Origin of the sequence: Paraburkholderia sp. HC6.4b (assembly GCF_014200875.1) — a bacterium.
Taxonomy (GTDB): Bacteria; Pseudomonadota; Gammaproteobacteria; order Burkholderiales; family Burkholderiaceae; genus Paraburkholderia; species Paraburkholderia tuberum.
On sequence record NZ_JACHDC010000032.1, the window covers coordinates 61,304 to 80,969 of the forward strand.

General features: G+C 66.3%; 17 protein-coding genes and 1 pseudogene. 15 read left to right on the forward strand and 3 right to left on the reverse strand.

The window, feature by feature from the left end; all coding sequences use genetic code 11:
* Nucleotides 1–89: 89 nt before the first annotated feature.
* The 5 genes from HDG34_RS36065 (at nucleotide 90) to HDG34_RS36085 (ending at nucleotide 5,265) form a co-directional block, all read left to right on the forward strand.
* Complete coding sequence (locus HDG34_RS36065) at nucleotides 90–1,649, forward strand: protease pro-enzyme activation domain-containing protein (protein WP_184068089.1); 1,560 nt, start codon at nucleotides 90–92, stop codon at nucleotides 1,647–1,649.
* A gap of 80 nt (nucleotides 1,650–1,729) precedes the next feature.
* Nucleotides 1,730–3,394, forward strand: a complete 1,665-nt coding sequence (locus HDG34_RS36070; protein ID WP_184068092.1) for a S10 family peptidase — start codon at nucleotides 1,730–1,732, stop codon at nucleotides 3,392–3,394.
* Nucleotides 3,395–3,578: 184 nt separating this feature from the next.
* A complete protein-coding gene (locus HDG34_RS36075; protein ID WP_184068094.1) occupies nucleotides 3,579–4,253 on the forward strand; it encodes a hypothetical protein in 675 nt (224 codons plus the stop codon).
* A 79-nt stretch (nucleotides 4,254–4,332) separates the two neighbouring features.
* Nucleotides 4,333–4,683, forward strand: coding sequence for a hypothetical protein (locus HDG34_RS36080; protein ID WP_018425032.1), 351 nt, complete (start codon nucleotides 4,333–4,335; stop codon nucleotides 4,681–4,683).
* A gap of 315 nt (nucleotides 4,684–4,998) precedes the next feature.
* Entirely contained in the window at nucleotides 4,999–5,265 is a 267-nt protein-coding gene (locus HDG34_RS36085; protein WP_184054915.1) for an RNA-binding protein, read from the forward strand.
* 110 nt (nucleotides 5,266–5,375) lie between these two features.
* Here HDG34_RS36085 and nadE read toward each other — a convergent pair whose 3' ends face one another.
* Nucleotides 5,376–6,236 carry an ammonia-dependent NAD(+) synthetase gene (nadE, locus tag HDG34_RS36090; RefSeq protein WP_184068097.1) on the reverse strand — a complete coding sequence of 287 codons (861 nt, stop codon included), beginning with the start codon at nucleotides 6,234–6,236 and terminating at the stop codon, nucleotides 5,376–5,378.
* A 450-nt stretch (nucleotides 6,237–6,686) separates the two neighbouring features.
* Between nadE and HDG34_RS36095 the strand changes: the two genes are divergently transcribed.
* Nucleotides 6,687–7,634, forward strand: a complete 948-nt coding sequence (locus HDG34_RS36095; protein ID WP_184068100.1) for a L,D-transpeptidase — start codon at nucleotides 6,687–6,689, stop codon at nucleotides 7,632–7,634.
* Nucleotides 7,635–7,670: 36 nt separating this feature from the next.
* On the opposite strand, the gene HDG34_RS36100 is transcribed toward HDG34_RS36095, so the two are convergent.
* Both HDG34_RS36100 and HDG34_RS36105 read right to left on the reverse strand, forming a co-directional pair.
* Complete coding sequence (locus tag HDG34_RS36100; RefSeq protein ID WP_184068103.1) at nucleotides 7,671–8,540, reverse strand: DMT family transporter; 870 nt, start codon at nucleotides 8,538–8,540, stop codon at nucleotides 7,671–7,673.
* Between the two features lie 88 nt (nucleotides 8,541–8,628).
* Complete coding sequence (locus HDG34_RS36105) at nucleotides 8,629–10,185, reverse strand: AarF/ABC1/UbiB kinase family protein (RefSeq protein ID WP_184068105.1); 1,557 nt, start codon at nucleotides 10,183–10,185, stop codon at nucleotides 8,629–8,631.
* Between the two features lie 295 nt (nucleotides 10,186–10,480).
* Here HDG34_RS36105 and HDG34_RS36110 point away from each other — a divergent pair, with 295 nt between their 5' ends.
* The 9 genes and pseudogenes from HDG34_RS36110 (at nucleotide 10,481) to HDG34_RS36150 (ending at nucleotide 19,531) form a co-directional block, all read left to right on the forward strand.
* Nucleotides 10,481–11,236: a DeoR/GlpR family DNA-binding transcription regulator gene (locus tag HDG34_RS36110; protein WP_184068108.1), complete on the forward strand. Its 756-nt coding sequence runs from the start codon at nucleotides 10,481–10,483 to the stop codon at nucleotides 11,234–11,236.
* Between the two features lie 506 nt (nucleotides 11,237–11,742).
* Nucleotides 11,743–12,834 (forward strand): 2-aminoethylphosphonate ABC transporter substrate-binding protein, encoded by a 1,092-nt coding sequence (gene phnS / locus HDG34_RS36115; RefSeq protein WP_184068111.1) that lies wholly within the window; start codon nucleotides 11,743–11,745, stop codon nucleotides 12,832–12,834.
* A gap of 73 nt (nucleotides 12,835–12,907) precedes the next feature.
* The gene (phnT, locus tag HDG34_RS36120; protein WP_184068114.1) at nucleotides 12,908–14,008 is read left to right on the forward strand and encodes a 2-aminoethylphosphonate ABC transport system ATP-binding subunit PhnT; all 1,101 of its coding nucleotides are present in this window, start codon (nucleotides 12,908–12,910) and stop codon (nucleotides 14,006–14,008) included.
* Complete coding sequence (locus HDG34_RS36125; protein WP_184068117.1) at nucleotides 13,986–14,948, forward strand: 2-aminoethylphosphonate ABC transporter permease subunit; 963 nt, start codon at nucleotides 13,986–13,988, stop codon at nucleotides 14,946–14,948. Before phnT ends, HDG34_RS36125 begins: the two co-directional genes overlap by 23 nt.
* Complete coding sequence (phnV, locus tag HDG34_RS36130) at nucleotides 14,938–15,801, forward strand: 2-aminoethylphosphonate ABC transport system, membrane component PhnV (RefSeq protein ID WP_184068119.1); 864 nt, start codon at nucleotides 14,938–14,940, stop codon at nucleotides 15,799–15,801. Before HDG34_RS36125 ends, phnV begins: the two co-directional genes overlap by 11 nt.
* 107 nt (nucleotides 15,802–15,908) lie before the next feature.
* Nucleotides 15,909–16,664, forward strand: a complete 756-nt coding sequence (locus HDG34_RS36135) for a phosphonate utilization associated transcriptional regulator (protein ID WP_184068122.1) — start codon at nucleotides 15,909–15,911, stop codon at nucleotides 16,662–16,664.
* 106 nt (nucleotides 16,665–16,770) lie between these two features.
* Nucleotides 16,771–18,051: a phosphonoacetate hydrolase gene (gene phnA / locus HDG34_RS36140; RefSeq protein WP_184068142.1), complete on the forward strand. Its 1,281-nt coding sequence runs from the start codon at nucleotides 16,771–16,773 to the stop codon at nucleotides 18,049–18,051.
* A pseudogene (locus HDG34_RS36145) lies at nucleotides 18,048–18,967 on the forward strand (aldehyde dehydrogenase family protein). Before phnA ends, HDG34_RS36145 begins: the two are co-directional and overlap by 4 nt.
* Nucleotides 18,968–18,970: 3 nt before the next feature.
* Nucleotides 18,971–19,531, forward strand: coding sequence for a phosphonate degradation HD-domain oxygenase (locus HDG34_RS36150; protein ID WP_184068126.1), 561 nt, complete (start codon nucleotides 18,971–18,973; stop codon nucleotides 19,529–19,531).
* Nucleotides 19,532–19,666 lie beyond the last annotated feature (135 nt).

The following is a 19,666-nucleotide window of genomic DNA, read 5'->3' on the forward strand; positions in this document are numbered from 1 at the left end:
ATGCAGGCGCGTGGCGTGCCTGGCCGCCGCCGCGCCGCGCGGTCGTGCATGACCGCGTGCCAAGCCACGCTAACAGGAGAGTCGATACCATGGTCACCAAGCATCCATTGCCGGGCAGCGAGCGAAAGGTCGCGCAGGGCACGACGGTCATCGGGCAATGCGATCCCGCCGAGCGGATCGAGGTCTTCGTGATGCTGCGCCGCCAGCAGCAGGCGCAGTTCGACGCCTTGATGAAACGCATCGAAGCCGGCGACGCGAGCGTGAAGCCGCTGTCGCGCGAGGCGCTCGCCCAGGACTACGGCGCCGCGCCCGATGACATCGCGAAGGTCCGCGCGTTCGCGGCCGCGCATGGGCTCACCGTCGCGCGCGAGGATCCGGCGGCGCGCTCGGTGCTGCTGAGCGGCACGATCGCGCAATTCCAGAGCGCGTTCGAGGTCAAGCTCGAGCTCTACCGGCATCACGCGGCCGGCCAGTTCCGTGGCCGCACCGGCACGATCAGCGTGCCGGACGATCTGCATGGCGTCGTGGAGGCGGTGCTCGGACTCGACAACCGGCCGCAGGCGCGTCCGCACTTTCGCATCCGGCCGCCGTTCGTGCCGGCGCGCGCCGGGCAGACGTCGTACTCGCCGCCGCAGCTCGCCTCGCTCTACCAGTTTCCGCAAGGCGACGGCGGCGGTCAGTGCGTCGGCATCATCGAGCTCGGCGGCGGCTACAACACGTCGGACCTCAAGACCTATTTCTCGAGCCTCGGTGTAAGCGAGCCGACCGTGACCCCGGTCGGCGTCGATCAGGCTGGCAACGAGCCGAGCGGCGATCCGAACGGGCCGGACGGCGAGGTCACGCTCGACATCGAGATCGTCGGCGCCATCGTGCCGGGCGCGGCCATCGCCGTGTACTTCACGCAGAACAGCGACGCCGGCTTCATCGACGCGGTGAGCCGCGCGGTGCACGACACAACTAACAAGCCGTCGGTGATCTCGATCAGTTGGGGGGCGCCGGAATCAGTGTGGACCAGCCAGTCGATGCAGGCGCTCAACAGCGTACTGCAATCGGCGGCGGCGCTCGGCGTGACCATCTGCGCGGCCTCGGGCGACAGCGGGTCGAGCGACGGCTCGGGCGGCGGCGACGCGGTCGACTTCCCGGCGTCGAGCCCGTATGTGCTCGCCTGCGGCGGCACGCACCTGAGCTCGTCCGGTTCGGCGATCGCGCGCGAGGTCGTGTGGAACGACGGCGAGCAGGGCGGGGCCAGCGGCGGCGGCGTGAGCAGCGCGTTTCCGGTGCCGGCGTGGCAGCAGGGTTTGTCGGCCACGGCGACGGGCGGCGGCAGCCAGCCGCTCGGCGGGCGCGGCGTGCCGGATGTCGCGGGCGATGCCTCGCCGTTGACCGGCTACGACGTGCTGGTCGACGGAATGCAAACGGTGGTGGGGGGCACCAGCGCGGTCGCGCCGCTGTGGGCGGCGCTGATCGCGCGCATCAACGCGGCGAAGGGACAGCCGGCCGGCTTCGTCAACGCTAAGCTGTACAAGGCGCCGGGCGTCTGCAACGACATCACGCAGGGCAACAACGGCAGCTTCGCGGCGTCGAAGGGGTGGGATGCCTGCACGGGACTGGGCAGCCCCAATGGCGGGAAGGTGGCGGGCGCACTATAGTCTGCAACACAGCGCATAACACAACAACGAGACGTAAGAACGAGGACGCATGGCAATTAAAACGAACCCTTGGAGCGATCATGACGAATACAGAATCAGCTTCCGGTAGCCAGCATTCGCCGCACAACACGCATGCCACGGCCTCGGCAGGCGCGTCCACCGCCACGAGCGCGCCGCACAAGGCCGGCGACCAGCCGCTCTTCGACCCGCTCGCCTATGGCAACGGCCCGGACGATTCGGTTACCGATACAGTCGAGACGGCCGCGATCACGCATCATTCGGTGACGATCGGCGGTCACAAGATCGACTACACGGCGACCGCGGGCCATCTGGTGATCGTCGATCCGAGCAGCTCGCAACCGTCGGCGAGGATGTTCTACGTCGCGTTCACGCAGGACCATCAGAAGGAAGAAACGCGGCCGGTCACGTTTTTCTATAACGGCGGGCCAGGGTCGTCGTCGGTATTCGTGCTGCTCGGCTCGTTCGCGCCGCGCCGCATCAAGACGTCGATGCCGGGGTTCACGCCGCCTGCGCCTTATTCACTCGAAGACAATCCGGACAGTCTGCTCGACAAGAGCGACCTGGTGTTCATCAATCCGGTCGGCACCGGCTATTCGGCGGCGATTGCGCCGAAGAAGAATCGCGACTTCTGGGGCGTCGATCAGGACGCGGATTCGATCAAGCAGTTCATCAAGCGTTTCCTGACGAAGAACAACCGCTGGAATTCGCCGAAGTATCTATTCGGCGAGTCCTACGGTACGGCGCGTAGCTGCGTGCTCGCGTACCGGCTGCACGAGGATGGGGTCGATCTGAACGGCATTACGCTGCAATCGTCGATTCTCGATTACACGCAATCGGGCAATCCGGTCGGCGCGCTGCCCACGGCGGCCGCTGACGCGTGGTATCACAAGAAGCTCGGCGTCGCGCCGCGGCCGACCGATCTCGGCGCGTTCGCCGAGGAGGTCGCGCAGTTCGCGCGCACCGACTACCTGGCCGCGCTGCGCAAGTTCCCGACCACAGATTCCGCGACCACCGAAAAACTCAGCGAATACACCGGCATCGACAAAACGACGCTGCTCGCGTGGAGCCTCGACATCGCGGGCTACGACAGCCGCGGCAATTCGCTGTTCCTGACCACGTTGCTGAAGTCGCAAGGCCTCGCGCTCGGCGCCTACGACGGCCGCGTAACGGCGATCGACACCGGCATCGCCGGCAAGATCGACCCGAACTCCGGCGGCAACGATCCGACGATGACCGCGGTCACCGGCGTCTACACGACGATGTGGAACGTCTATCTGAACGAGCAGTTGAAGTACACGTCGAACTCGTCGTTCACCGACCTCAACGATCAGGCGTTCAAGTACTGGGATTTCGGCCATATCGATCCAACCGGCGCGCAGAAGGGTCTCGACTCGACAGGCAACATCATTCTGTACACGGCCGGCGACCTTGCCGCCGTGATGGCGCTCAATCCCGACCTCAAGGTGCTGTCGGCGAATGGCTTTTTCGATTTCGTCACGCCGTTCTATCAGACCGTGCTCGATCTGCAGCAGATGCCGCTGGTCAGTCAGCAGGTGCGGCAGAACCTGTCGGCACGGTTCTATCCATCTGGGCATATGGTGTATCTCGATGGCGGTTCGCGCACCGCGCTGAAAGCCGACCTCGCAAAGATGTACGAAGAGACGGTGTCGAACGCGCAGGCGCTCGGGCGCATCCGCGCGTTGCAGGCGCGGGTGGCGAAGTAGAGGCCGCGGGGCGCCCCCACTCATCGCGACGTCGCGCTGGGTTGGTCTGCGCTGGCTCGCGGCGGCTGCCGCGAGCCGGCAAACGCCGCGCCCTCATGTCCGGCTTTTATACTCATCCATATTGAATGTGTTTTAATTGCCTTGCGAATTGAACTACCGCGTGCCGCCGCCGGCGCGCCGACGAATGAACGCAGGCATCGCAGACACCCATCGGCGCGGTCTTTCCCGCGACACGACCAGCAGCAATGACGCGGCCAACGCGCCGCGGCTCGGACGCACGCGCGTCCTTCGTCCGCGCGTGCGCATCACGCACCGTGCGCTGCTCGTCACCGTTGGCGCACTGCTCGCGCTGCGCATCGGAGATGCCGCCGCGCAACCGAGCGCCGTGCTCGACGAACGCGTGACCCAGCAGTCGATCGGCCAGACGATTTGCCGCCCCGGTTATGCGGAAACCGTCGCGCCGCCGTTCGACGAACTGATGGCGCACAAGGATCGCATGCTTGCCGCACGCGGCATCGATGCGGATGACGTCGCCGCGTTCGCGCTCGACCGGCGTGTGCCGATCATGCTCGGCGGATCGCCCGATGCGCCGGCCAATCTCGATCTATTGCCGTGGTCCGGCCCGCAGGGCGAGCGCCGCAAGGCACGCGCGGCGGCGCTGCTCAAGCGCTGCGTCTGCGAAGGCAAGCTGAGTCTCGCGCAGGCGCAAGCGGTGATCGTCGGCAACTGGTCGGCGGTGTATGCGGGCTTTGGCCAGGCGTCCTGCGACGTGAGCCGGCTCGAGTTCGCGACTCGCGACGACGATGGCGTCGACAGCGAAGACAGCCGACGCGGCGACGCGCATGCCCGCCAGCGTTGAGCGCGCCGCGCGTCCGCACGCTTGCGCATTCCTCGCGGAACCACGGTTCGCTGCCCCTCACTTTTTTCGGAGAAACACGATGACCCATTCCCGTCTCGCCGCCGTCGCGCTGACGATCGGCTGCCTGAGCGGCAGCGCCGCCGCAGTTGCCGTCGCGCCCGCGCATTGCGCGCGCGCCAATGAGCTCGAGATTCGCGGCGACGTGCCCGCGGCGCTCAGCTTCGACGTGTATCGGCAACTGCGCCCGCTGGATGCGCAGCGAATCGCGCTGTTCGAGGCCGCTGGCGAAGTGAAGCGTCTGCCCGACGGCCTGCCGGTATGCCAGATCGCCGATGACGGCGTCGAGGATCCTTCCGCGGTGCTGGTCCGTCTGCCGCAAGGTAAGAATGCGTGGTGGGTGAGCGCGGCGAACGTGCAAGCGGCCGACTGATCGGCGCGATTTGGCGCGACCGATTCAGGTACAGTGCATCGACGGGGACGTTTCGCCATTGCCTACGACTCTGCGTCACAGTGTGTTCGCTGTCGAAGCGGGCTATCCTGACAACAGGATGCAATTCGCACAGGAGATTTGAACGATGGCCTTTTACTTGTCATGGCTCGCTATGGGGTTAGCCGGCGCGACCGGCGTGGTCGCACTTCGCGCACTCGGCGCGACTCAGACGAAGCAGCGTGCCGCGCTGCGAGCGGTGCGTATCGCAAGCGCTGACCAACGGACGGACCGCCAGGCGCGGCGAGGGTAGGCCGCATGAACCTGACCGTGCGCAATATCGCCGAATCGTGCAGCGAGCAGGACGTGCGGGAATTTCTGAAGCGCGAACTCGGCCGTTACGCGAAACACGTCGAGGTGGTGGACGCCGGCAAGCCCGGCGCCTACGCGACGATCGAACTCGACGCGAGCGTGCCGTATGTCGGCGACGTGATCGCGCGGCAGATTCACGGCAAGCAACTGGGTGGCCAGCCGCTCGAAGCGAGCGCCGATCTGTTCAGCGACGAACCGCCGCCCGAGCAGTAAGCGCCGCGGATGGTGCAGTAAGCTCTATTGTTTTCGAAGGCGGTGGACAGGCGCGACGACGCGCGCATGTCCACCGCCTTATTCGTTTGAGAGCGCCGTTCGCGGCCGCATCATTGCACATCCGGCGACGCCGGCCAATCGAACGGCGTATACGGCAGCGCCCGCTTGTGACGCGTCGCGTTGTAAAACTCCAGGACCACGTCACGCACGGTATCGCTGACCGGCTTGCCTTCGAGAAAATCGTCGATCGCGTCGTATGGGATGCCATATGCGTCTTCGTCGGGACGAAGCGGCCGCAGCATCTCGAGGTCGGCGGTCGGCACCTTATGCGCCAACGCGTCGGGCGCGCCGAGCGTATTCGCGACCGCACGCACGCGGCGCTTGCTGAGCCCGGCGAGCGGCAGCACGTCGGCGCCGCCGTCGCCGAACTTCGTGAAAAAGCCCATCACCGATTCGGCCGCGTGGTCCGTTCCGATCACGACGCCCGAGCGCGCGCCAGCCACCGCGTATTGCGCGATCATCCGCTGGCGCGCCTTGATATTGCCGTGCACGAAATCCCGCTGGGCTTCGTCCTTGAACGACACGCCGCTTTTATCGAGCGACTCGAGCATCGCATCGGCTGCGGGTTTGATATCGATAGTCAGATTTTCGTCGGCGCGAATGAAGCGTAATGCCTCGAGCGCATCCGCTTCATCGCGTTGTTTGCCGTAAGGCAGACGGACGGCGACGAAACTCGCGTCGTAATGGTTCGCCCGCAAACGCTCGACCGCGAGTTGCGCGAGACGCCCGGCCGTAGTCGAATCGACGCCGCCGCTAATGCCGAGCACATAAGTTCTCAGGTGGCTGTCGCGCAGATAGTTCGCCAGAAAATCGACCCGGCGCTCGATTTCGCGGCTTGCGTCGAATTCGGCGGCGACGTGCATTTCGGTCGCGATGCGGGCCTGGCGCGCGGCTGGATCGGATTGAGCCATGATCGTTGTTGTCCTCGCGAGAGAAAAAGCGATTGAAGTGGCTTGAAACAGATTGCAAGCAGGTTGAAAAACGGCGTGAGTATCGGCACGTGCCGCCGTCTTCTGTCTACCTTTCGTCGAACGAAATCGTATATTGCCTTTTGGGGTTTGATTTTCCGATGACCGATTTAATTGCGTATTAATTGCGTTTTCGCTGGCATGTCGATTGTCGAAAAATAGCCGATCATTTTTGAAGAGTTCGCAGGTTAGAAGGTATTTTCATCGACACGCCTCGCTTCGCTGAGTAACATCGGTCGTGCCGAACGCCGCAGGGACCCGGCGTGCGATCAATAATAATCATGTTTGCTCCAAGACGCGATGAGATACCCAGATCGGCCTGGCCAGCCTGGATTGAACCGCCTGAGGATTTGCGCGTGGGTTTGCGCAGCCGTCGTCTCGAGTGCCGGTGCGATGGCGGCGCCGGTTCATGCGGCGGCGCCCGGTGGCGCTCAGTCACCTGCATCCGCGACATCAGCGGCGCATACGGTGAATCTGGCCAATCCGGGCAACGCATGGAATGGCGCGAGCCGGCCGTTGCCCACGATCGACGCCGCCACCATCGCCGCGCCCGACGCGGCTGGCGTCGTCGATCCGCGCCGCGCGTTCCTGCTGCGCGACGTATTCGCGCGGGACGTGACGCGCCGGCTCAGACTGCCCGTCGCGGCGCAGCGAGCGTACGCCGATCGTCTGGAGACGGCGCTCAATGAGAACGAGCTTGGCAATCTGTCGGGCGAGTACGTGGTGCTCGTCGATCGCAATGCGAACGTGCAGGCGCTCCTGATTTACTTCCGCCCGGCGCCCGCCGACAACTGGCAGATGATCGGCGCATCCCCGGTATCCACGGGACGGCCCGGCGAGTACGACCACTTCATCACGCCGCTCGGCGTGTTCGAACATACGCCCGACAACATGGATTTTCGCTCCGAGGGCACGCAGAACGAAAACCATATTCGCGGCTACGGACGGCGCGATATGCGCATCTTCGACCTCGGCTGGGCGCTGGGTGAGCGCGGCTGGGGCAAGGGCGGCATGTCGCAGATGCGCTTCCAGATGCACGCGACCGACCCCGAGCGGCTCGAACCGCTGCTCGGCATTCGTCATTCGAAGGGCTGCGTGCGGATTCCCGCATCGCTGAACACGTTTCTCGATCGCTACGGGATTCTCGACGCAGCATATGCGCAGCTCGTCGATTCCGGCCAATCGCTGTGGGTGCTGAAAAGCGACCGGCAGATCATGCCGTGGGCGGGGCGTTTTATCGTCGTGGTCGATTCGCAGCGCAAGAGTCGGCCGGCGTGGTCGCCAGCACCGGGCGCGGTTGCGCGAGCGAAAATGCCCGCGCGCGCGGATACGGCCGACTGACGGGCGCTTGGTGGCGATGCTGGCGCGCGGCGCCCCTCACGACCTCGCCAACAACACGCCAGCCAGCGCGACCGCAAATCCGGCGATCTGCACTGGCAGCAGCGTTTCGCCGAACCCCAGATAGCCTTCGAGCGCGGCAAGCGGCGGCGCAAGAAACAGCAGAGCAGTCGCGCGCGCCGCATCGCCGCGCCGGACCATCCAGACGAGCAACGTGACGCTGATGCCGGACAGCATCACGATGCCCCACGCGAGCGATGCCCACAGCGTCGGCGACGCGATCCAGCGATGCTCACCGAGCGCCAGCGCCAGCACCCCAGCGACGATCGCCGCGCCGACGTTCTGCACGGCGCTCGCGCTGCGAATATCGGCCTTTGCGAGCGAGGTCTTCTGGAACAGCGTGCCCGCCGTGATCGCCCCCACCGCGACGATCGATATCAGCACGACCAGCCACGCGGGTGCGTTGCCGTGCGTGGGCGGCGTCGCGGCAGCGAGCTTCGGCGCGAGCACCAGCACGACGCCGGCGAGGCCGAGCGCCATGCCGCTCCAGCCGCGCCGCGACAAGCGCTCGCCGAACAGCGGCGCGGCGACGGCGGCCGTCGCGAGCGGCTGCAGCGCGCCGAGCAGCGCCATCACGCCGGCGCTCAGACCTTGCGCGACGGCCCAGTAGCCGGCGCCGAGATAGACGCCTTGCAGCAGCGCGCCCGCGGCCAGGTGCTTGCCGAAGTCGCGTCCGGTCGGCCAGGCTGCGCGCGCGACCAGCGTGGCCAGCGCGAAGACCAGCGCGGTGCCGCCGAAGCGGGCAAGCAGAAACAGATTGGGATCGGCGTAAGGCGTGATCGCGCGGGCGACCACGAAACCGGTCGACCACAGCACGACGAAGACGGCGGCAAGAAAGGAAGCGAGCATCGAGGCGGGGGAGGCGTGAAAAAGCCGCCATGTTGGCGGCACGGGCGGCGCGCGTCTTGTTCAAAGCTGCAACGCGCGCGCGGGACCGTCACCACGCGAGCAGCGTCATCCCCGCTCCGAGCACGCCGCCACAGACGACGCATGCCCACAGCAGCCAGCGCGTGCGCCGGTATTCGCGCGCGAGATCCGCGAGCAGTTGCGCGTTCTGCTGCGGGGTGCCGGTGCGATCGTGCTGCTGCAGATAGCGCACCGCCAGTTGCGGCACGCGCGGCAGCATATGCGCGAGATGCGGCAGCTCGTGTGACAGTCGCTTGAGCCAGCCCCGATGATCGAGATCGCGTCGCGCGATATCGGCGAGCACGCCGCGCGCGATGTTCCATGTATCGATGCCCGGATGCAGCGCCCGCGCGAGCATCTCCGCCTGCTGGAACGAGCGCTGCGCGGTCGCGAGCGCGCCCGGCACGTGGCCGTCGAACGGTTGCACGCCGTGCAGCAGATGGTGAAACAGCGAACCCGCCGAGCGATCCTCGGGCGCCGCCGCGAAGTGCGCTTCGGCGCGCGTGCGCAACTCGGCTTCGAGCAGCTCGGCGCGCGTGTCGTCCGGCACGTGGCCGGCCTCGCGATGCATGTCGGCGAGCCGCCCGTAGTCCTGGTCGAACAACGCGGTCGCGCCGTGCACGAAAAATTCGCGCTCGTCGCTCGACAGCGTCGCCATGATCGAGAACTCCGCGAGCACGAGGCGCCCCAGCGTGTCCGGCTCGATGCTGACGCGCACGCGGCGCGCATCGAGCGTCGCGTGGAAGAAGCCATGCTCGAATGCCTGCTCGGTGACGACCTCGACGATATGCGCGGCGAGCGGCGCCAGCTTGATGCCGTGCGCGTGCAGACCGGGCAGGTCGCTCGCGGACAGCGTGTTGACGCGCTGCATCGTCAGCGTGTGGTCGGTGCACAGCTCCCAGATCACGTCCGGCACGACGATGCGCTTGTCGCCGTCGAAATCGTGGCCGGTCTGGCTCAGATTCGCGGCTTCGGCGCGCAGGTCGAAGCGGCGCAGGATGTCGTCGGTGAAGGTTTGCGCGAGCGCGCGCAACTGCAGCCGGCGCGCGACGCGCGACAGCTTTTCGAGCCAGCGCGCGACCCAGCGCAACAAAGCGAGTTCATCGCCGATCTGTTGCAATTGCTGCGCGCGCACGAGCTTGACGGCGACTTCGTGATGACCTTTGAGCGGCATCGCGAGCCGCGCGAAATGGGTCTGCTCGGCGAAGCCGCTGCGTACCGGCACGAGGTCGACCGCGCTGAACAGCTCGCCGAGCGGCCGGCCGAACGCGCGAGTCAAAGCCAGCGCGGAGTCGTCCGGCGACAGCGGCACTTCCATGTGATCGATGGCGTCCAGCGCGTCATGCAGCGTGCCGCTCGCGAGCTCGGGGCGCCTGGCGAGCGTCTGCGCGAAGCGGCTCGCGAGCGGACCGAGCGCCGGCAGCAGACCATGCAACTGCGCGCCGCTGCGCTCCGACGCATGCACGCGGCCGATCAGTTCGATCATCCAGTGCAGCTTGTGGTCGGGCGGGGCGGCGAGCCAGATCAGGCGCGCGCCGTAACGCAGCGCATGGAACAGCAGCAGTAGACGGCGAAACAGTGGCGGCATCGGCGGTTCGGTTGACGGGCGAGGCGTTGTGCGCGGGACTCGGCCGGGCGGCGGCGTTGCGTTCGCCGCATGGCCGGCGAGTCCAGCCGTCAAGGTTAGCAGGTCGGCGCGATGGCTGGCGTGTTCGCGCGCAAGGGCGGCTCGATGCAAGCCGAGCGCGCCATGAACGCGCCCCCACGCCACCCTGAGCGCCACCTGCACGCCAGCACCGACGACGCGCAATACGCGTAATACAATACGGCGGCCTTCCTCAACCACGGCGAAACCCAAGCGTGCCGGCTTCCGGCCTTCTCAGATGCTCGCAGAACAACGTCATCAATACATCCTCGCGCAAGTCGCAAAGAACGGCGCGCTGTCGGTCGCCGAACTGGTGCGCGAACTGAACGTATCGCGCGAAACGATCCGTCGCGACCTCAACGCGCTGGCCGGCCGCGGCCTGCTCGTGACGACACACGGCGGCGCGTTGTCGAGCGATCGGCGCGAGCCCGATCTCGATACGCGCGAAGCCGAGAACGCCGGTGCGAAGCGTGCGATCGGCGAGCGCGCGGCCGAGTTCGTGCCGGACGGCGCATCGCTGATCATCGATTCGGGCAGTACTACGCAGTCGGTCGCGCGGGCGCTGCTCGACCGGCATCGGCTGACGGTCTACACCAACGACTGGCGCATCGCTTTGCTGCTCGGCCGACGCAACGACAATCGCGTGACGCTGCTCGGCGGCGAGCTGTCCGATATCGAAGACGCGACCTTCGGCCTCGACACGGTTCAGCAGCTCACGCAGTACCACGCCGATTTCGCGTTCATTGGCGCGGGCGGAATTTCGCCGGACGGCTATCTCACCGACTACAGCCGCATGGCGGCCGAAGTACGCAGCCGCATGATCGCCGCGGCCGACATGGTGGTCGTCGTCGCCGATCATTCGAAATTCGGACGCGTGACGCCGGTGCGCATCAACGGGATCGAGTCGGCGCGGTATCTGGTCACCGAACTGGCGCCCGAGCGCGCGCTTGGCACGGCGATCACCGCGCATGGTCCGGAGATTCTGATCGCCTGAGACGGGCTGGCAGGGCGGTTCCCGCCGCGTTCGTACGCCGCTCGCGCTGAGCGACATTCCGCGCCCGCCAAAATCTAAATACAAAAAAGCCACCCGCCCCCTCCGCATTTTCCCGACGCACCGTGCATACATCGTCATTTTCGCCATGTACGATCCACACGGGATCGGCGCGCGGGGTCCGCTTTGGGGTGGCGCGACGAATTCCATCGGTTGGCGGGAGTTGGCAATTTGTGTCGTTTTTTGGGATTCGGCGCAATCGTCATGGCCTTGTCATCGAAACCTGTGATTCTTGCCGTGCCCGCTCAGGCGCGGCAGGCAGCGCGGGTATGGTAGGGGGCTGTCAGTCAGGCTGGGCGAGAAGCGGCAAAGTTGTCGGCAATCTGCAATCCACGACAGACCGGCGCGGCAACCGCAGCGGGCAACACGCAAGCGGCGCGTGCCGCCGTTCAATCACTACAGGTATGGGTTATCCAGACCGTCTGGTTTTTAGCTTCGGAGAGAGCGACATGAAAAAGACGAATTCCCTTCACGCCGCGGCCGGCCTCGCGCGCAAACTGCTGCCGGCGCTGGTCGCCGCGGCCGCGTTCGGCGGTGCCGCGATGCAGGCTCATGCGGCCGACGCCGTCGTGCTGTACACGGCCGACGGCCTCGAAAATCTGTACAAGGATGTGCTGCCGGCCTTCGAAAAGAAGGAGGGCGTGAAGGTCAATATCGTCACGGCGGGTAGCGGCGAAGTCGTGAACCGCGCGACGATCGAGAAGGATCAGCCGAGGGCCGACGTGCTCGTCACGCTGCCGCCGTTCATTCAGCAGGCCGACCAGAGCGGCCTGCTGCAGGCGTACCAGAGCGCCAACTACAAGAACGTGCCGGCCATCGCGAAGGCGCCGAACGGCGCGTGGGCGACCTTCGTGAACAACTACTTCTCGTTCGCGATCAACCCCGAAGTCACGAAAACCGAGCCGAAGACGTTCGCGGACCTGCTGCACCCGGACTTCACCGGCAAGGTCGCGTATTCGAATCCGGCGACCGCCGGCGACGGCATGGCGGTGATCATCCTGACCTCGTCGCTGATGGGCGAAGACCAGGCGTTCGACTATCTGAAGAAGCTCGAACAGAGCGCCAAGTTCCACACCAAGGGCACGGGCTATCTCGACGTGCTGCTGTCGCGTAACGAGATCGTGGTCGCCAACGGCGATCTGCAGATGGATCTCGACGACGCGGCCAACGGCGGCCTGTCGCTGAAACCGGTGTTCCTCGCCGCCACGCCCGGCGGTCAGCCGACCACGTTCCAGCTGCCGTACGCGATCGCGCTGATCAAGAACGGTCCGAACCAGGCCGAGGGCAAGAAGCTGATCGACTATCTGATGTCGACGCAAGTGCAGTCGAAGGTGCCGGACATCTTCGGCATTCCGGGTCGCAGCGACGTGCCGCTCGCCGGCAAGAACGGCGAAGCGGTCAAGCAGGCGATCAGCGGCGTCAAGCTGATTCCGGTCGACTGGAACCACGTGATGGCGAAGAAGGCCGACTGGACCGCGCGCTGGAAGAGCGACGTGATCGGTTCGTCGGGCAAAGAGATCGAAGTGGTCAAGCCGAAGTAAGTCGATTCAGGCGGCGCTTCGCACGTAATGCGCGGCGCCGCATCAGCATTAATCCTGTTGGAGGACGACTCCGGTGAATACGGCCAGTCTCGCTCACCCCACTGCGCCTGGCGCTCCGCTGGATGCGCTCGACGCCGCGCGTTCGGACGCGCCGGGCGGCGTGCAGATCGATCACCTGACAGTGCGCTTCGGCGCGCGCACGGTGCTCGACGATCTGTCGTTGACCATCCGGCGCGGCGAGTTGCTCACCGTGCTCGGGCGCAGCGGCTGCGGCAAGACGACCTTGCTGCGCTTCATCGCGGGCTTCATCGAGGCCGACGGTCTGGCCGGCACGCTGACGGTGGCCGGCCGCGATCTGACGCACGTGCCGCCGCACAAGCGCAACCTCGGACTGCTGTTCCAGAGCTACGCGCTGTTTCCGCATCTGACGGTATTCGAGAACGTCGCGTTCGGATTGCGCGCGCGGCGTATTCCGGCGCGCGACGTCGCGCGCCGCGTCGCCGAGGTGCTGAAGCTCGTGCAGCTCGGCGATGCCGGTCACGTGATGCCCGCGCAACTGTCGGGCGGCATGCAGCAGCGCGTGGCGCTCGCCCGCGCGCTCGTGATCGAGCCCGACGTGCTGCTGCTCGACGAACCGCTGTCGGCGCTCGATGCCAATCTGCGCGCGTCGGTGCGCTCCGAACTGAAGGCGCTGCATGAACGCCTGCCGAATCTGACGATCGTCTGCGTGACGCACGATCAGGACGACGCGCTCGTGCTGTCCGACCGCACGCTGCTGATGCGCGATGGCCATATCGCGCAGCTCGGCACGCCGCAGCAGCTGTACGACTCGCCGGCCGACGGCTTCGTCGCGCGCTACCTCGGCGCGGCCAATCTGCTGCCGCCGCAGGTCGCGTTCGGCATGGACGACGCGCGCTACAACGAGCGCGAACGTGTCGCGTGTCTGCGTCCGGAGGCGCTGCGCATCGTGCCGCTCGGAGAGGGGCAGTTGCACGGCGCGATCGCGTCGGTCGAGTGGTACGGCGCGGCCTTGTCGGTATCGGTCGTGCTCGATGCGCTGCCGAACGACCCCGTGCTCGTCACGCTGCAGCGTGGTCTCGGCATGACGCCGGAGAAGGGCGCGCGTGTTTCCCTGCGTTACGAGGCTGGCGATGTCGTCCTTATCAAGCCCTGATACGTCCAACCCACTCGACCTTGCCGCGCAAGCCGAGGTCGAAGCCGCCGCCGCGCGCCGTCTCGCGAGCGCGGCGGCGCACGCGGCCGCCGTCAAGCGGCGCGAGCGCCTCGCGCAATGGCATCTGCTGTTCATTGCAGTCGTGGTGCTCGGACCGCTCGTCATCTATCCGCTGGTGCGGCTCGTGATGCTGAGTCTGACCGGCGCGCATGGCCTGTCTGGCCACGCGTACGTAACGTTCTTCGGTAACCCCGAAACGCGCGGCGTGATCGGCACCACGCTCGGCATCCTGTTCGCGAGCGCGAGCCTGGCGTCGCTGCTCGGCGTGGCGCTCGCGTCGCTGCTGTTCTTCAAGCCGTTTCCGGGCGCGCGCATGGTCACGCGCTTTCTCGAACTGTTCGTCGCGTTCCCGTCGTTTCTGGTCGCGTTCACGCTGATCTTTCTGTACGGCTCGCAAGGCTCGGTCAGCATCGGGCTGCAGCGGCTGTTCAATCTGCAGGCGCCGCCGCTCGATTTTCTGTTCGGCATCGGCGGCGTGATTCTCGCGGAAGTCGTGTTCTATACGCCGTTCGTCGTGCGTCCGACGTTGGCATCGTTCGCGCTGCTCGACCAGCGACTGATCGAAGCCGCGCGCAGCCTCGGCGCGAACGGCCTGATGGTCGCGTTCAAGGTGATCCTGCCGCTCGCGTGGCCGGGCATCGCGGCCGGCACGATCCTGTGTTTTCTGCTGACGCTCAACGAGTTCGGCATTCTGCTGGTGCTCGGCAGTGCCCATCTGATCACGCTGCCGGTCGCGATCTACAGCGCCGCCACCGTCGATCTCGATCTGCCGACCGCCGCCGCCGGCGCGGTCGTGATGCTGCTGATGTCGTTGTCGTTGTACGCGTTGTACCGGCGTGTCAATCGTCGCAAGGTGAAAGGAGCCGGTCATGGCCGTTGAACTCGATCCGACCGTGCTGCCGGTCATGCACAAGAAGGGCCGGCCGGTGCGGCACAGCCTCGCGGTGCGACTGCTCGGCGGTCTGTTTCTCGGCTTTGCCGCGCTGCTGTGCTTCTGGCTGTTCGTGCTGCCGGTGTTGGTCGTCGCGCTATCGAGCGTCGCGTCGCACTGGTCCGGCACGATCCTGCCCGACGGCTTCAGCATGCGCTGGTTCGAGCGCCTCGGTTCGAGCGACTTCGACGCGCTGACCACCAGCCTCGAAGTCGGCATGGGCGTCGCGGTGCTCGGCACGATCCTCGGTTTGTGGCTCGCGCTCGCGCTCGAAGGACGCGACCGGCGCGGCCTCGGCGCCGTCATCGACACGATCGCGATGATGCCCAACGGCGTGCCGAGCGTCGTGCTCGGCCTCGCGGTGCTGATCGCGTATCACAAACGGCCGCTCGATCTGTCGAGCTCGGCGGCGATCGTGGTGTTCGTGCAGCTCGCGCTGGTACTGCCGTTCTGCTACCGCTGCGCGGCCGCCGCGCTGCGCCCGGAGCTGACCGTGTTGCGCGAAGCGGCCGCGAGCCTCGGAGCGCCGCCGTCGATGGTGCTGCGCCGCGTCGTGTTGCCGCAACTGGTGCCGGCGATACGCGCGAGTCTCGCGCTCGGCTTTGCGCTGTCGCTCGGCGAACTCGGCGCGACGCTGACCGTATATCCGCCAGGCTTCGCGACGGTGCCGATCGTCGTCGTCGGGCAGGTGGAACGCGGCTATTACCTGCCGGCTTCCGCGCTGTCGCTGATTCTGCTGCTGGTCTCGCTGGTCGCTCTGCTGCTGATCGCGGCGCGCGCTCCGCGGCGCCGGATCGACTGAGCCGACTGAGCCCCGACTGAGCCGAGTGATCGGCGAGCGATTTCGTTGATCTGAAGCACGCGCGCGAACCGGTGAGCATCGATGTAGATGTGGCAAAAGTTGTCAAAATGACAGAATATATGCACTCTGCTTCCGTCGATCCGATCGAGGTCCTGCGCCGCCATTCGCTGACGACGCTGGTGCGCGACGAGATCGAGCGGCATATCGTCGGCGGCATGCTGGTGCCGGGCGACAAGCTCAACGAAGCCGACTGGGCGGCGCGATTGCAGGTGTCGCGCGGGCCGGTGCGGGAGGCGTTTCGCGCACTAGAGCAGGCGGGTCTGGTGCGCACCGAGAAGAATCGCGGCGTGTTCGTGCGGACGGTGTCGCTCGCGGAGGCGGACGAGATTTACGCGGTGCGCGCGGTGCTCGAAGAGGGGGCGTGCCGGATGCTCGCGTCGAGCATCGATGCGGGCAAGCTCGCGGTGCTGCGCGACTGGGTCGACGCGATGCGCGCGGCGCTCGCGTCGCACGATCACGATGCGTATGCGCGCGCGAACGTCGCGTTTCACGATGCGCTGGTCGCGGCGGCGGGCAACACGAAGTTGTACGACACGTATCGCAGGCTCGTCAGCGAGCTGAGCCTGTTTCGGTGTGCGGCGCTAGTCGTGCAGGCCGACGCGATGGCGCGCTCGCTCGCCGAGCATCGCGCGATTCTGACAGCGCTCGCGTCGCGCGATGCGGAGCAGGCCGCGCAGTTGATGCGCGCGCATGTGCAGGGCGGGTTGCAGCGCGCGCATGCGGCCTGCGAGGCGGCGGGCGATGCGGCGCACGAGCAGCGCCTCCCGGCAGGCGCGGGTGCGGCCGGCTCGCGCGGGCGATGACGGCGCGGCGATGAAGCCGAGGCAAGCGTACCGGCAAACGCCGCGGCAGCTTCGCCCCACGAACAGACAACCCGGCGATGAAGCTTTTGCAATGACAACCCCGGCAATGGAAAACCACGCGATGACACACCCCGAGCAACGCACGATCGAGGTCAACGGCCGGAGCTACCGGCTGCCTTCGCAACCGACGGTCGTTGTCTGTGTCGACGGCTGTGAGTTTGCGTACCTGGAAGCGGCGGTCGCGGCCGGCGTCGCGCCGTTCATCGGTTCGATGCTCGAGGGCTGCGCGGCGTTTCGCGGCGACTGCGTGATCCCGTCGTTCACGAACCCGAACAACCTGTCGATCGTGACCGGCGTATTGCCGTCCGTGCACGGCATCAGCGGCAACTACTTCTGGGACACCCACGCGAACGACGGCGCGGGCGCGGCGGTGATGATGAACGATCCCGCCTACCTACGCGCGCCCACGCTGCTCGCGGCCGCCGCCGACGCGGGCGCCGCGGTCGCCGTCGTCACCGCGAAGGACAAACTGCGCGGGCTGCTCGGCTCGCATTTGAAGGGCATCTGCTTTTCGGCGGAGAAAGCCGACGAGGTGACGCGCGAGGAAAACGGCATCGACGACGTGCTCGATCTGGTTGGCCTGCCATTGCCCGACGTGTATAGCGCGGGGTTGTCGGAATTCGTGTTCGCGGCCGGCGTGCGGCTCGCGCAGACACGCAAGCTGGACCTCATGTATCTGTCGACGACCGACTATATCCAGCACAAATGGGCGCCCGGCACCGAAGGCGCGAACGCGTTCTACGCGATGATGGACGGCTATCTCGCGAAGCTCGACGCGCTCGGCTGGGTGATCGGCCTCACCGCCGATCACGGCATGAACGCGAAGCACGATCCGCAGACCGGCGAGCCGAACGTGATCTATCTGCAGGACTTGCTCGACGACTGGCTCGACGCGTCGACGGCGCGCGTGATTCTGCCGATCACCGATCCGTACGTCGTGCATCATGGCGCGCTGGGTTCGTTCGCGACGGTCTATTTGCCGCGCGAGCTCGATGCTGCGTCCGTGATTGCGCGGATCGGCCGCCTGCCGGGAATCGAAGTCGTGCTCGATCGACGCGCCGCGTGTGCGCGCTTCGGGCTGCCTGAGGACCGCATCGGCGATCTGGTCGTGATCGGCACGAAGCATGTGGTGCTCGGCACGCGGCGCGACGAGCACGACCTGTCCGGGCTCACCGTGCCGTTGCGCTCGCACGGCGGGATTTCCGAGCAGGAAGTGCCGCTGCTGTTCAACCGGCGCGTTCAGCCATCAGCCACCGGCAGCGAAGGCAAACGGCTGCGCAATTTCGATATCTTCGACGTCGCGCTCAATCGCGTGTCGACATCATGAACACGGCGCCGCGGGACCATCCTGAGTTCCGCGCCGAAGCGCTGCGGCTGAGCGGCGAGCGCGCGACGCGCGCCCGGACGCTCGACGTGTTCGATCCTTATACCGGCATGCGCGTCGGCACGGTGCCCTTCGCCAGCATCGACGATGTGCGCGCCGCGTTCGACTACGCGCTCGCGTATCGGCCGACGCTGTCGCGCTACGAGCGTTCGCAGATTCTCGAGCGCGCGGCGGTGCTGCTGCGTGAGCGGATCGAACCGGCGTCGGATCTGATTTCGCTCGAGTCGGGTCTGTCGAAGCAGGACTCGCGCTACGAGATCGGCCGCGTCGCCGACGTGTTCCGCTTTGCCTCGTTCGAGGCGTTGCGCGACGACGGTCAGAGTTTCTCGTGCGATCTGACGCCGCATGGCAAAAGGCGCCGCGTGTTCTCGCAGCGCGAGCCGCTCGCGGGCGTGATCGTCGCGATCACACCGTTCAATCATCCGATGAACCAGGTCGCGCTAATGAGGCGGTGGCCGCGGGCGCGCGCCTGCGCCTCGGCAACGAGCGCCGCGGCGCGTTGTATGCGCCGACCGTGCTCGACAACGTCGATCCGTCGATGACGCTCGTGCGCGAGGAAACCTTCGGGCCGGTGTCGCCGGTCGTCGCGTTCGACACGCGCGACGATGCGATTCGCATCAGCAACGGAACACCGTTCGGGCTGTCGTCGGGCGTGTGTACGAACCGGCAGGACGCGATCACGCGTTTCATTAATGAGCTGCGCGTGGGCACCGTCAACGTGTGGGAAGTGCCAGCCTATCGGATCGAGCTGACGCCGTTTGGCGGCATCAAGGATTCGGGGCTAGGCTACAAGGAAGGCGTTCAGGAAGCGATGAAGAGCTTTACCAATCTGAAGACGTTTTCATTACCTTGGGAGTAACAGGTGGCATTGAGTCTCGACGATATCCGTGTGCTCTTCGAGCGACACGGCAGCCTCGCGTATAGCGGCGAGCCGGTGACGCAGCTCGAGCACGCGTTGCAGAGCGGCGCGCTCGCCGAGGCGGAAGGCGCGAGCGACGAACTCGTCGCCGCGGCGTTCTTGCACGACCTCGGCCATCTGCTGAACCTGCAAGGGGAGACGCCGACGGAACGGGGTGTCGACGATCTGCATCAGTATTTCGCCTTGCCGTTTTTGCGGCCGGTGTTGTCGGATGCGGTGCTGGAGCCGATTCGTCTGCACGTCGACGCGAAGCGCTGCCTGTGCGCGATCGACGCTACCTATTTTGGCCAGCTGTCCGCCGACTCGGTGCGCAGCTTGCAATTGCAGGGCGGGGTCTTCAGCAGGGAAGAGGCGCAGGCGTTTATTCAGAAACCGTACGCCGAAGACGCGATGCGTTTGCGCCGATGGGACGATCGCGCGAAAGAGAAGGATCGCGCGACGCCGGGGATTGACCATTATCTGGTCGTGGTCGAACGGGCGATGCGCGCGCATGCGACTGCGTGAGTCGAGGTGTTTTGGGTCGCGGTAGGTTGCGCGCCGAGCGGTCAAAATATCGCTTGCAAGTCCCGATGTCGGCGACTAGAATTCCGCACTTTCGCGCTCCGGACGCCGGGGTGCGGAGAAGCGGGAAGCCTTTGA

Coding starts and splice junctions, on each gene's coding strand:
- HDG34_RS36065 (WP_184068089.1), top strand. CDS start 90: ATGGTCACCAAGCATCCATTGCCGGGCAGCGAGCGAAAGGTCGCGCAG.
- HDG34_RS36070 (WP_184068092.1), top strand. CDS start 1,730: ATGACGAATACAGAATCAGCTTCCGGTAGCCAGCATTCGCCGCACAAC.
- HDG34_RS36075 (WP_184068094.1), top strand. CDS start 3,579: ATGAACGCAGGCATCGCAGACACCCATCGGCGCGGTCTTTCCCGCGAC.
- HDG34_RS36080 (WP_018425032.1), top strand. CDS start 4,333: ATGACCCATTCCCGTCTCGCCGCCGTCGCGCTGACGATCGGCTGCCTG.
- HDG34_RS36085 (WP_184054915.1), top strand. CDS start 4,999: ATGAACCTGACCGTGCGCAATATCGCCGAATCGTGCAGCGAGCAGGAC.
- nadE (WP_184068097.1), bottom strand. CDS start 6,236: ATGGCTCAATCCGATCCAGCCGCGCGCCAGGCCCGCATCGCGACCGAA.
- HDG34_RS36095 (WP_184068100.1), top strand. CDS start 6,687: ATGGCGGCGCCGGTTCATGCGGCGGCGCCCGGTGGCGCTCAGTCACCT.
- HDG34_RS36100 (WP_184068103.1), bottom strand. CDS start 8,540: ATGCTCGCTTCCTTTCTTGCCGCCGTCTTCGTCGTGCTGTGGTCGACC.
- HDG34_RS36105 (WP_184068105.1), bottom strand. CDS start 10,185: ATGCCGCCACTGTTTCGCCGTCTACTGCTGCTGTTCCATGCGCTGCGT.
- HDG34_RS36110 (WP_184068108.1), top strand. CDS start 10,481: ATGCTCGCAGAACAACGTCATCAATACATCCTCGCGCAAGTCGCAAAG.
- phnS (WP_184068111.1), top strand. CDS start 11,743: ATGAAAAAGACGAATTCCCTTCACGCCGCGGCCGGCCTCGCGCGCAAA.
- HDG34_RS36125 (WP_184068117.1), top strand. CDS start 13,986: ATGTCGTCCTTATCAAGCCCTGATACGTCCAACCCACTCGACCTTGCC.
- phnV (WP_184068119.1), top strand. CDS start 14,938: ATGGCCGTTGAACTCGATCCGACCGTGCTGCCGGTCATGCACAAGAAG.
- HDG34_RS36135 (WP_184068122.1), top strand. CDS start 15,909: ATGACAGAATATATGCACTCTGCTTCCGTCGATCCGATCGAGGTCCTG.
- phnA (WP_184068142.1), top strand. CDS start 16,771: ATGGAAAACCACGCGATGACACACCCCGAGCAACGCACGATCGAGGTC.